Here is a 12,053-nt window from a genome sequence, read left to right as displayed (position 1 = left end):
GCGGGGAGAAGGTCGGGATGAGGGGGAGCCTCCGCACGGACGGTGACAGCTGGACTCGCGGAGACTCCCCCTCACCCGAATTCGATCTACGATCGAATTCGACCTCTCCCCGCAAGCGGGGCGAGGTGAAGAAAGCGAGCCTTCCGTCCAGGAGCCCTCATGGACTACGCCGCCAGCGAACTGACGCCACGCGAACGCTACAAGGTGCTGACGTCCTTCATCCTGCCTCGGCCGATCGCGTGGGTGACCTCGGTCGGGCCGACCGGCGTGGTCAACGCCGCGCCGTTCAGCTTCTTCAACGCCTTCTGCGAGGATCCGCCGCTCTGCATGTTCGCGGCGAACCGCAAGCCGAACGGACAGGACAAGGACACGTTCCTCAACATTCAGCGAACCGGTGAATTCGTGGTCAACATTGCCGACGAGCCGCTGGCGCGGGCGATGCATGAGTCCAGCGGCGACTTTCCGCCCGAGACCGGCGAGCCGGATTATCTCGGCCTGAAGCTCGCACCCTCGACGGGGATCGCGGTGCCGCGGCTCGCCGACACGCCCTGGGCGATGGAGTGCAAGCTCTGGAAACTGATCGACGTCAACGACGATCGCCGGCTGATCATGGGCGAAGGCATCCACTTCCACATCCGCGACGAACTCTGGGACGACAAGGCGATGCGGGTGCACATGGACCGCTACCACCCGATCGGCCGCATGTTCGCCGATCGCTACTGCCGCACCGACGACCGCGTGGTGTTTCCGGCGGCGGAGGGAGCGAAGAAATCGTAGGGCGGATTAGCGCAAGCGTAATCCGCCGAATTCTTGTAACGAGATGGTGGATTACGCCTTCGGCTAATCCACCCTACGCACTACGCACTACGCACTACGCATCTACGTCGCCGGCGCGAGCTTGTCCTGCGTCTTGGTTTCGAAATCGCCGGCGTCGTGGCGCTCGTGGAGCTGGCTGGCGGGATCGCCGGAGACACGGTTGACCATGCGGCCGCGCTTCACGGCCGGACGCTTGGCGATCTCGTCGGTCCAGCGCTGCACGTTCTTGTAGTCCTGCACGGCGAGGAATTCGYCGGCGCCGTAGACCAGCCCCTTGGCGAGCGCGCCGTACCAGGGCCACACCGCGATGTCGGCAATGGTGTACTCCTTGCCGGCGAGATATTCGTTGTCGGCGAGGCGCCGGTCGAGCACGTCGAGCTGGCGCTTGGTCTCCATCGCGAAACGGTCGATGGCGTATTCGATCTTGGTCGGCGCGTAGGCGTAGAAATGGCCGAAGCCGCCGCCAAGATACGGCGCGCTGCCCATCTGCCAGAACAGCCAGGACATCGCTTCGGTGCGGGTCTTGACGTCCTTCGGCAGGAAGGCGCCGAACTTCTCGGCGAGATAGAACAGGATCGAGCCGGACTCGAACACCCTGACAGGCTCAGGGCCGGAGCGGTCCACCAGCGCCGGGATCTTCGAGTTCGGGTTGATGTCGACGAAGCCGCTGCCGAACTGGTCGCCATTGCCGATCCTGATCAGCCAGGCATCGTATTCGGCGCCCTTGTGGCCGAGCGCCAGAAGCTCCTCCAGCATCACCGTGACCTTCACCCCGTTCGGCGTCGCCAGCGAATAGAGCTGGAGCGGATGGCGGCCGACCGGCAGGTCCTTGTCGTGGGTGGGGCCGGCGATCGGGCGGTTGATGCTGGCGAACTGCCCGCCATTCTCCTTGTTCCAGGTCCAGACTTTGGGCGGCACGTAGGCGGGGGCGTCGGTCATGCGGGGGCTCCGGCGGAAAGATGCGCCTGCATTAATTAGCGCGCGAACGGCCGATGGCAAGCCCTGCCGGCTCTGCGTCCGGCGCGGGCCTCATGCCGGTGTCATGCATCCGGCCTAACCCGTCACCACCCTGCGCGGCTGCTCCGCCCGTGTCATCACGAACCCCTCATACCCCTTCGCCGCGACCTCGTCGCAGATCCGCCGGTAGATCCCGACGCCGCCGATATAGGGCATGAAGATCCGCGGCTTGCCGGGGATGTTGGCGCCCATGTACCAGGAATTGGCCTGCGGATAGAGCGTGCCATGGGCAATTTCGTTGACGTGCGCGACCCACTTGTCCTCCGCTTCTCCCCCCGCCTCCATCGTGGCAAGGCCTTGCTGGCGCATGTGGACGAGGCAGTCGGCGATCCAGTCGACATGCTGCTCGATCGACACGATCATGTTCGACAGCACGGACGGGCTGCCGGGCCCGGTGATGATGAAGAGATTGGGAAAGCCTGCGCTCATCAGGCCGAGATAGGTCTTGGGGCCCTCGGCCCATTTCTGGTTCAGCGTCCGCCCGCCGCGGCCGCGAATGTCGATCCTGGCGACCGATCCGGTCATGGCGTCGAAGCCGGTTGCGAGCACCAGCGCATCGACCTCATGATCCGTCCCCGCGACGCGGACGGCGTTCGCGGTGATCTCCTCGATCGGATTGGTCTTGATATCGACCAGCGAGACGTTCGGCCGGTTGAAGGTCGCGAAGTAGTCCGTGTCGACACAGATGCGCTTGGTGCCGATCGGATGGCTGTTCGGCTGAAGCAAGCTTGCGGTTGTGGCGTCCTTGACGATCTCGGTGATCTTGCCGCGCACGTAGTTGGCGGCGGTGTCATTCGCGGCCAGATCCAGGCCGAGATTGTTGTAGGCGGACATGAAGGTGAGCCCGCCACGATCCCAACGCGCGTTGTATTTGGCGCGCCTGGCATCCTCGCTGTCGTCGAGGGCGCCGCGATCGGGCTGCTCGGCATAGATGCCGTTACGCGCGATCTCGCGGGCGAAGCGGCGGATCTCCGGATAGTTCTTCCGGAACGCATTGCGTTCCTCGTCGGTCAACGCGGCATTGCGGGCGGGAATCGAGAAATTCGCGGTGCGCTGGAAGACGGTGAGATGCCTTGCTTGCTCGGCAATGATGGGAGCCGACTGGATGCCGGATGAACCGGTGCCGATGAGGCCGACGCGCAAGCCGGCGAAATCCACGGGTTCGTGCGGCCAGTTGCCGGTGTGATAGACGGGACCCTTGAAGTTTTCGAGACCCTGGATGTCGGGCTTGCGCGCGTTGGACAGGCAGCCGGTGGCGAGCACGACAAACTTCGCTTCGACCGTCTTTGCGTCGGAAATCGTCACCGACCAAGCATTGGCCTGCTCATCGAAGACGGCGCGCTCGACGCGGGTGTCGAACCGGATGTCGCGGCGCAGATCAAAACGATCCGCGACATGGTTGGCGTATTCCAGGATCTCTGCCTGCGGCGCGTAGCGCTCGCTCCAGTCCCATTCCTGCTGGAGCTCCTCCGAGAACGAGTAGGAATATTGCATGCTCTCGACATCGCAGCGCGCGCCCGGATAGCGATTCCAGTACCAGGTGCCGCCGACCCCGCCGCCCTGCTCGTAAACGCGCGCCGAGAAGCCAAGCCCGCGCAGCCGATGCAGCATGTACATGCCGGCAAAGCCGGCGCCGACGACGACCACGTCGTAGGCTTCACTGTCGTGGGCCGGACTCGATTGCGCTGGCGACATCGGTTGGCGCTCCCTCGTTGTTTTCTGTTGTTGTGCGCCAGCATTCTCTCTGGTCGGCCAAAGCGCAAGAGGCTCATTCGCGGCCGCAGCTCTGCTTATTTTGCGCGACGGAATGGCTCCGCGCGCGGCGTGGCGCCTATACACAAGATGCGCGGCGAAATCCGGCTTGGCATCGCCGGCGACGATGGGTTAGCGTCGGACGGCCTTCGCCAATGACAACAAGAACGCAAAGCAACAACAGCAACGCGACGGCCGCCGCCGGGAGAGAGCCATGAAATCGCCGATCTGCGACATGCTGGGCATCGAGTTCCCGCTGCTCGCCTTCAGCCATTGCCGCGACGTCGTCGCCGCCGTCAGCCGCGCTGGTGGCTTCGGCGTGTTAGGTGCCACCGTGCACACGCCCGATACGCTCGAACGCGAGCTGAAATGGATCGACGAGCACGTCGACGGCAAGCCCTACGGCATCGACGTGCTGATCCCCGAAAACATCTCGACGGCGGGGGAGAAAGACGTCACCTGGAAGAGCCTGGAGGCGCGCGTGCCGCAAGAGCATCGCGACTACACGCGCGACCTCCTGAAGAAGTACGACATCGAGCTGACGACCACTGACGTGGCCGACAACCAGCCGCAACCGTTCGACGGGAAGACGGCGCTTCAGCTGCTCGAGGTCTCGTTCAATCATCCGATCCGGCTGATCGCCAATGCGCTCGGCGTGCCGCCGAAAGCGATGATCGAGATGGGCAAGAAGCACGGCGTGCCGGTCGCAGCTCTCGTCGGCGCCAAGGAGCACGCGCTGCGCCAGGTCGCGGCCGGCGTCGACATCCTCGTGGTCCAGGGCACCGAGGCCGGCGGCCATTGCGGCGAGGTGTCGACCATGGTTCTGGTGCCGGAGGTGATCAAGGCGATCAAGCCGATCCGCGACGTGCCGGTGCTGGCGGCCGGCGGCATCATGACGGGACGGCAGATGGCGGCCTGCATGGCGATGGGCGCAGCCGGCGCCTGGACCGGCTCGGTGTGGCTCGCAACCGTCGAGGCCGAGACCACGGAAATCTTCCGCGAAAAGATGATCGCCGCGTCGTCGCGTGACGCGGTGCGCTCGAAGGGACGCACCGGCAAGCCGGCGCGGCAGCTTCGCTCGGTGTGGACCGATGCCTGGGACCGCGCGCCGGAAAGCCCCGGTGCGCTGCCGATGCCGCTGCAAAGCATCGTCAGCCGCGATGCCTTCAACGCGATCGACCGCGCGGCGGCGGCCGGCAACGCCAAGGCGCGCGATCTCGTCAGCTACTTCGTCGGCCAGGGCGTCGGCCTGATCGACAGCGTGAAATCGGCGGGCGCCGTGGTGCAGGAGTTCAAGGAAGAGTTTGCCGAGGCCGTCGAGCACATGAATGCGCTGGTGGCGGAGTAGCATCCACACCGTCATTGCGAGCGTAGCGAAGCAATCCAGACTGCCGCCGCGGAAAGATTCTGGATTGCTTCGCTTCGCTCGCAATGACGAAGCAACTGATATCGTGAATTGAGGCCATGACCGACAATACCAACAGTCCCGAAGACCGTATCCCCGTCATCGTCGGCATCGGCGAGATCGTCGACCGTCCCAAGGAGATCACCGCTGGCCTCGAGCCGCTGGAGCTGCTCGAACAGGCGCTACGGCGTGCCGAGCAGGATGCCGGGGCAAAGCTGCTCGACGAGGTGCAATCGCTCGACATCGTCAACTTCCTGAGCTGGCGCTACCGCGATCCGGAGAAGCTGCTGGCGCAGCGGCTCGGCATCGCGCCTTCGCATTGCTATTACGGCCCGGTCGGCGGCGAGAGCCCGATCCGCTACATCCACGAGGCGGCAAAGCGCATCGCGCGCGGGGAATGCAGCGTCGCCGCGGTCTGCGGCGCCGAAGCGCAGTCGACGGCGACCAAGGCCGAGCGCGCAGGCGCAAAGCTGCCGTGGACGCCGTTCGCGCACGATGTCGAGGAGCCGAAGCGCGGCGCGGCGTTCCAGAAGCCGCTGGCGGTGAAGCTCGGCGTGTTCCGGCCCGTCACGGTCTATCCGTTCTACGAAGCGGCCTCCTCCGCGCGCTGGGGCCAGACGCCGCGCGAGGCGATGGCGGAGTCGGGGACGCTGTGGTCGCGCTATTCGGAAGCCGCCGCGCAAAATCCACATGCCTGGCTGAAGCGACGCTATACGCCGGACGAGATCACGACGCCGACCGCGGACAACCGTCTCATCGCCTGGCCCTACAACAAGCTCATGGTGGCCAACCCCAGCGTCAACATGGGCGGCGCACTGCTGCTCACCAGCCTTGCCAGAGCGCGCGCGGCCGGCATCGCCGAGGACACACTGGTCTATCCGCTCGGCGGCGCCTCGGCGGAAGAGCCGCGCGACTATCTCCTGCGCGATCAGTTCTACGAGAGCCATCCGCAGAATGCGGTGCTGAAAGCCGCGATGGACCTCGCAGGCGGCGACGGCAAAAAGTTCGACGCGATCGAGCTCTATAGCTGCTTCCCCTGCGTGCCCAAGATGGCGCGGCGGACACTGGGCCTTTCCGCCGACGTGCAGCCGACCGTGACCGGCGGCCTCACCTTCTTCGGCGCGCCACTCAACACCTACATGACGCATGCGGCCTGCGCGATGGTGCGGCGCCTGCGCGGTGGCGCCAGGCTCGGCCTGCTCTACGGCCAGGGCGGCTTCGTCACCAAGCATCATGCGCTGGTGGTTTCGAAGGCACCTCCGCGCGAGGCGCTGGCGCAGGAGACGAGCGTGCAAGGAGAGGCCGACCGCAACAAGCGCGCGGTGCCGGACTTCGTCGCGGAGGCCTCAGGCAAGGGCAAGGTCGAGAGCTTTACGGTGCTCTATGGCCGCGGCGGCGATGTCGAGCACGGTGTCGTCATGCTGCGCACGGAAGATGGCCGCCGCACGCTGGCGCGGATACCGGCGGGTGATACCGCAACGCTGGCGCATCTGCTCGACATGGACAGGACGCCGGTCGGCTCGCTTGGCGAGATCGCGATGGCCGACGATGGCGTTCCGGAGTGGCGGGTCGGCTAATCTCCCTCTCCCCGCAAGCGGGGCGAGGTGAAGAAATACCTAGCCCTTCGGCGCCTGCTTTTCCGACGCGGTGGCCGGCTTGCCCTTGGCGCCGGCGCCGACGACGCGGACCTGATCGCCGTCGGACAGGCCGTCCGGCGGGGCGGTGATGACGCGGTCATCGGCTGCGATGCCTGAGGCGAGCTCGATCTCGCGGCCGAGATCGCGGGCGATGGTCACGGACTTGAACAGCACCTTGTCGTCCGCACCGACGGTCGCGACACGCAGGCCGCTGCCGTTGAAGATCAGCGCGCTGGCGGGAATGCTGAGCGGCGCGGAGTCGCGCTGCAGGCTCAGCTTCACGCTGGCATAGCCGCCGGGCATCAGCTCGCCTGAGGAATTGTCCAGGCCAAGCTGCATGCGCGTGGTACCCGAGGCGACGTCGACGGCCTGCGAAGACGCTTCCACCGTCGCCTGGAAGGTCCGGTTCGGATACTCCGGCAGCGCGATGGTGGCCTTGGCGCCGATCTTGATCGCCGGCACGTAATTCTGGGGTACGTTGACATAGACGCGCAGCTTGGTGATGTCCGAGACCACGAACATCGCCGGGCCCGAGCCGCCGCCGGCATTGATCAGCGCACCGACGTCGGTATCGCGCGCGGTGACGACGCCGTCGAACGGCACGGTGATCTTCTTGTAGCCGGCCAGCGCTTCCAGCCGCTCGACATTGGCCTGCCCCGAATGCACCGCGGCGTTCTTGTTGGAAAGATCGGCGGTGCGCTCGTCGATTTCCTGCGCGGAGACGAAGTTGGAGGCGACCAGCGTCTTGCGGCGGTTCAGCGTGGCCTCGGACAGCCTGGCGCTGGCCTGCTGGCTGGCGAGGTCGGCGCGGGCCTGCAACAGCTGCTGGTCGAGGTCGGGCGCCTCGATCTCGGCAATCACCTGCCCGGCCTTGACGCGGGCGCCGATATCGGCGCTCCAGCTCTTCAGGTAACCCGACACGCGCGCGAAGATCGGGGCACGGTAGTAAGCTTCCAATCGGCCCGGCAGATCGAGGGTGGCGTTGAGCACCTTGGCGTTGGGCTGGGTCACGGCGACGCTGGGAACGGCCTGGTCATCGGTCCATTCCTTCAACCTGGAGCCCTGCTCCTCGCGCGCGCGGATACCGGTGCCGACGACCAGGCCTGCCGCAATCRGCGCCACTACGCCGAAGATGCCCAGTTTCCGGTGCGACACCGGCGAGCGGGATTCAGTGGGCGACATGCGGAGTCTCCAAAGAGGCGGCGGCTTTGGCGCCTTGTTTCTTGTGTACCATACTGAACACCACGGGAACAAACATCAGCGTGGCGAAGGTTGCAAAGATCAGGCCGCCGATCACGGCGCGGCCGAGCGGCGCATTCTGCTCGCCGCCCTCGCCGAGCCCCAGGGCCATCGGCGCCATGCCGATGATCATGGCAAGCGCAGTCATCAGGACGGGACGGAACCGGACGAAGCCGGCCTCGAGCGCGGCCGCAACGGGATCGCCGAGTTCCTCGTAGCGCTCGCGCGCAAAGGAGATCACGAGCACGCTGTTGGCGGTGGCAACGCCCATGCACATGATCGCGCCGGTGAGCGCCGGGACCGACAGTGTCGTCTCCGTCATGAACAGCATCCAGACGATGCCGGCGAGTGCGGCCGGCAGCGCCGTGATGATCACGAACGGATCGGACCAGGACTGGAAGTTCACGACGATCAGGAAGTAGATCAGCACGACGGCGCCGAGCAGGCCGAACAGCAGGCCGGTGAAGGCGCTGTTCATGGTCTGCACCTGCCCGAGCAGCACGACGGAAGATCCCTTCGGCACCTCCTTCGCGGTATCGGCGATCACCTGGCGGATGTCGGCGGCGACCGCGCCGAGATCGCGGCCCGAGGTCGTGGCGAAGATCTGCACCATCGACTGGATGTCGTATTGCGACACCACCGCGCTCGACGTCGAGCGCTTGATGTCGGCGATGCCGCCGAGGATCGGCGATTGCGCGTTGCTGGCGGCGGTGATCGGCAGCGTCTGCAGCGCGCTGAGCGAGTCGATCTGGTATTGCGGCGTCTGCATCACAATCGAGTAGGACACGCCGTTATCCGGATTGAGGTAATAGGTCGGCGCCACCTGTGAGGAGCCGGCGAGGTTCACCACGAGACTGTTGGTGACGTCGCGCTCGGTCAGGCCGACATATTGCGCACGGGTGCGGTCGACATCGATATTGAAGGTCGGGTTGTTCGGCGATTGCTGAATGCGCGCATCGGCAACGCCGGGAATCTTGCGGACCTTGGCCAGCAGATTGTTGGCGTAAGCGAAGTTGGCGCTGACATTGGCGCCCCGGATCTGAAGGTCGATCGGCGCGGGCGCGCCGAAGTTCAGGATMTGGCTGACGATATCGGCCGGCAGGAACGCGAAGCTGACGCCGGGAAACAGCCGCGGCAGCTGCTCGCGCAACACGCGCACATGCTCCTCGGTCGGCTTGTGGCCTTCCTTCAGCTTGATCTGGATGTCGCCGTCCTGCGGACCGATGACGCCGGTGTTGTTGTAGGTCATGTTGATACCGGAGATCGGCATGCCGATGTTGTCGGTCAGGGTCTCGATCTCGCCCGGGATCAGCTTGCGGATCGCCTTCTGGACATCGGCGAGCTGGTTCGCGGTCTCCTCGACGCGGGTGCCGACCTGGGTTCGGACGTGCATCAGGATGTTGCCGGCATCGACCGCGGGGAAGAAGTTGCGCCCGAGGAACGGCACCAGCGCAAAGGACGCACCGACGACGCAGAGGAAGCCGATCACGAACACCGCGCGATGCGCCAGCGCCATGCCGAGCAGGCCGCGATAGAAGCCGCGGATGCGCTCGAACCGCGCCTCGAAGCCGCGCTGGAACCAGACGAGCGGATTGCGCGACTTCGGCGGTTCGCCCTCGTGATGGACATGGGCCTGCAAGAGGTAATTCGCCATGGTCGGCACCAGCGTGCGCGACAGGATGAACGACCAGATCATGGCGAACATCACGGCTTCGGCCATCGGCACGAACAGAAAGCGCGCGACACCGGTGAGGAAGAACATCGGCACGAACACGATACAGATGCAGAGCAGCGAGACGAAGGCCGGCGTGACGATCTGGTTGGCGCCGTCGAGGATCGACTGCTCGACCGGCTTGCCCTGCTCCAGATGGTAGTTGATGTTCTCGATGGTCACGGTGGCGTCGTCGACGAGGATGCCGACGGCGAGCGCGAGACCGCCGAGCGTCATGATGTTCAGCGTCTCCCCGATCGCCGACAGCATGATGATGGCGCCCAGCACCGACAGCGGGATCGAGACCGCGATGATGATGGTCGAGCGCCAGCTGCCGAGGAACAGCAGGATCATGACGCTGGTGAGCAGCGCCGCGATCACGCCCTCGAAGGCGACGCCTTGAATCGCGCCGCGAACGAACACCGACTGGTCGCCGATGAAGCCGATCTTCAGCGCGTCCGGAAGCTGGTCCTTGACCTCGATCACCTTCTGCTTGATGCCGGCGATGATATCGAGCGTCGAGGTCGCGCCCGCCTTCAGCACCATCATCAGCACCGAGCGGTTGCCGTCGACATGGACGATGTTTGTCTGCGGCGGATTGCCGTCGCGGACGGTCGCGACATCGCGCACATAGACCATCGCGCCGTTGACGGTCTTGATCGGCAGATTGCCGAGCTCGTCGATCTTCAGCGGCGAGTTGTTGAGCTGGATGTTGTACTCGAAGATGCCGATCTTCTGGGTGCCGACCGGCGTGATCAGGTTCTGCGCGGCCAGCGCATTGGCGACGTCCTGGCCGGACAGACCGCGAGCCTGGAGCGCGGTCGGGTCGAGATCGATCTGGACCTGGCGCTGCTTGCCGCCGAACGGATACGGGATCGCGGCCCCCGGCACCGTGACCAACGGCGTGCGGAGCTGGTTGATGCCGATGTCGGCGAGGTTCTGCTCGGTCAGCCCGTCGCCCGACAGCGCCACCTGGATGATCGGCACGGTCGAGGCCGAGTAGTTCAGGATCAAGGGCGGCGTCGCGCCCGGCGGCATCTGCTTGAGCAACGTCTGCGAGATCGCCGTGACCTGCGCATTGGCAGTTCGGATGTCGACGTTCGGCTGGAAGAAGATCTTGATGATGCCAAAGCCGTTATAGGAATTGGCCGTGATGTGCTCGATGTCGTTGACCGTCGTCGTCAGCGCGCGCTGGAACGGCGTCGTGATGCGGCCGGACATCTGGTCGGGCGGCAGGCCGGTGTACTGCCAGACCACGCCGATCACGGGAATGCGGATGTCCGGGAAGATGTCGGTCGGCGTCCGCAGCGCTGCCAGCGGTCCGATGATCAGGAGCAGAAGCGCGAGCACGACAAACGTATAGGGTCGGCTCAGGGCAATACGGACCAGAGCAATCATGCGCCAGGCAATTCCAGGTCAAGCAGGGATACGGAATCCGCCCCGACGGGGATCCTTTTTCCCGTTTACCTGAGCACCGCCGACAGCGCCAATGCCAAGCGACAGCGCGCTCTTCACTTCCGTGCTACCGCGCTGCGGAATAAGCATCGCAGCTATGCGAAGATGAAAAGCAGCACGGCGCCGCCCCGGCGAAGGCCGGGACGACACTGGGGAGGCTTACGCAGCGCGGACGTTGGTCAGGAACTTGCTGACCTCGGTCTTGAGCCGGCTCGAGTCGTTCGACAGCATCTGCGCGGCCGACAGCACCTGCGAGGAGGCGGTGCCGGTCTCGGTCGCTCCGCGCTGAACATCGGCGATGTTGGAGGAGACCTGCTGGGTGCCCTGCGCCGCCTGCTGCACGTTGCGGGCGATCTCCTGGGTCGCCGCGCCCTGCTCTTCCACGGCCGCCGCGATTGCCGACGATATCTCCGACAGACGCTCGATGGTCGAGGAGATCTCCTTGATCGCTCCGACCGAATCGTTGGTCGCCGCCTGGATGCCGGAAATCTGCTGGCCGATTTCGCCGGTCGCCTTCGCGGTCTGCTCGGCGAGCGCCTTCACCTCGGAGGCGACCACGGCGAAGCCGCGGCCGGCTTCGCCCGCGCGCGCCGCCTCGATGGTGGCGTTCAGCGCCAGCAGGTTGGTCTGGCCCGCGATGGTGTTGATCAACTCGACGACGTCGCCGATGCGGGAAGCCGCCTTGGAGAGCTCGCTGACGCGTTCGGTTGTGGCACGGGCCTGGCCAACGGCGTCGCCGGCCATCCGCGCCGATTCCTGCACCTGGCGGCTGATCTCGCCGACCGAGGAGGCCATCTCCTCCGTCGCCGAAGCCACCGACTGCACGTTGGTCGAGGCTTCTTCCGAAGCTCCTGCAACGGTGGTCGCGAGCCGCTGGGAGCGGTCGGCGGTCGAGGTCAGCGTCGAGGCGGAAGCTTCGAGCTGGGTCGAGGCCGATGACACGGTCTGGACGATCTCGCCGATCATCGTTTCGAATTCGTGGGTGATGTCGTCGACGCGGCGGCCGCGCTCGATCTTGGCT

8 protein-coding genes are annotated in these 12,053 nt (G+C 65.5%); 3 read left to right on the top strand and 5 right to left on the bottom strand.

Going from position 1 to position 12,053, the window contains the following annotated elements; genetic code table 11:
- Window positions 1-159 precede the first annotated feature (159 nt).
- Window positions 160-777: a flavin reductase family protein gene (locus AC1D00_RS09100; RefSeq protein ID WP_477010439.1), complete on the top strand. Its 618-nt coding sequence runs from the start codon at window positions 160-162 to the stop codon at window positions 775-777.
- Between the two features lie 102 nt (window positions 778-879).
- Here the strand turns inward: AC1D00_RS09100 and yghU are convergent, their stop codons facing one another.
- Both yghU and AC1D00_RS09090 read right to left on the bottom strand, forming a co-directional pair.
- On the bottom strand, window positions 880-1,755 hold the full coding sequence (yghU, locus tag AC1D00_RS09095; RefSeq protein ID WP_477010438.1) for a glutathione-dependent disulfide-bond oxidoreductase: 876 nt from the start codon (window positions 1,753-1,755) through the stop codon (window positions 880-882).
- A 114-nt stretch (window positions 1,756-1,869) separates the two neighbouring features.
- A complete protein-coding gene (locus AC1D00_RS09090) occupies window positions 1,870-3,528 on the bottom strand; it encodes a flavin-containing monooxygenase (RefSeq protein ID WP_477010437.1) in 1,659 nt (552 codons plus the stop codon).
- Between the two features lie 271 nt (window positions 3,529-3,799).
- Here AC1D00_RS09090 and AC1D00_RS09085 point away from each other — a divergent pair, with 271 nt between their 5' ends.
- Together AC1D00_RS09085 and AC1D00_RS09080 are read left to right on the top strand one after the other, a co-directional pair.
- Window positions 3,800-4,933 (top strand): nitronate monooxygenase, encoded by a 1,134-nt coding sequence (locus AC1D00_RS09085; protein ID WP_477010436.1) that lies wholly within the window; start codon window positions 3,800-3,802, stop codon window positions 4,931-4,933.
- A 116-nt stretch (window positions 4,934-5,049) separates the two neighbouring features.
- Complete coding sequence (locus AC1D00_RS09080) at window positions 5,050-6,567, top strand: acetyl-CoA acetyltransferase (protein ID WP_477010435.1); 1,518 nt, start codon at window positions 5,050-5,052, stop codon at window positions 6,565-6,567.
- Window positions 6,568-6,606: 39 nt separating this feature from the next.
- Here the strand turns inward: AC1D00_RS09080 and AC1D00_RS09075 are convergent, their stop codons facing one another.
- The 3 genes from AC1D00_RS09075 to AC1D00_RS09065 all read right to left on the bottom strand — a co-directional run.
- Complete coding sequence (locus tag AC1D00_RS09075) at window positions 6,607-7,809, bottom strand: efflux RND transporter periplasmic adaptor subunit (protein WP_477010434.1); 1,203 nt, start codon at window positions 7,807-7,809, stop codon at window positions 6,607-6,609.
- Window positions 7,796-10,975, bottom strand: coding sequence for an efflux RND transporter permease subunit (locus AC1D00_RS09070; RefSeq protein ID WP_477010433.1), 3,180 nt, complete (start codon window positions 10,973-10,975; stop codon window positions 7,796-7,798). The genes AC1D00_RS09075 and AC1D00_RS09070 overlap by 14 nt, the downstream gene beginning before the upstream one ends.
- Before the next feature lie 216 nt (window positions 10,976-11,191).
- Window positions 11,192-12,053, bottom strand: an 862-nt coding sequence (locus AC1D00_RS09065) for a methyl-accepting chemotaxis protein (protein ID WP_477010432.1), incomplete at its 5' end; no start/stop codon positions are given.

This window comes from Bradyrhizobium sp. P2_E8 (assembly GCF_056403875.1).
The sequence above is the reverse complement of the archived record's forward strand: the minus strand, read 5'-3'. Positions and strand labels throughout refer to the sequence as shown.

Bases quoted from the DNA above. Each gene is read 5' to 3' on its own strand.
- AC1D00_RS09085 (WP_477010436.1), top strand. From the start codon at position 3,800: ATGAAATCGCCGATCTGCGACATGCTGGGCATCGAGTTCCCGCTGCTC.
- AC1D00_RS09100 (WP_477010439.1), top strand. From the start codon at position 160: ATGGACTACGCCGCCAGCGAACTGACGCCACGCGAACGCTACAAGGTG.
- AC1D00_RS09090 (WP_477010437.1), bottom strand. From the start codon at position 3,528: ATGTCGCCAGCGCAATCGAGTCCGGCCCACGACAGTGAAGCCTACGAC.
- AC1D00_RS09080 (WP_477010435.1), top strand. From the start codon at position 5,050: ATGACCGACAATACCAACAGTCCCGAAGACCGTATCCCCGTCATCGTC.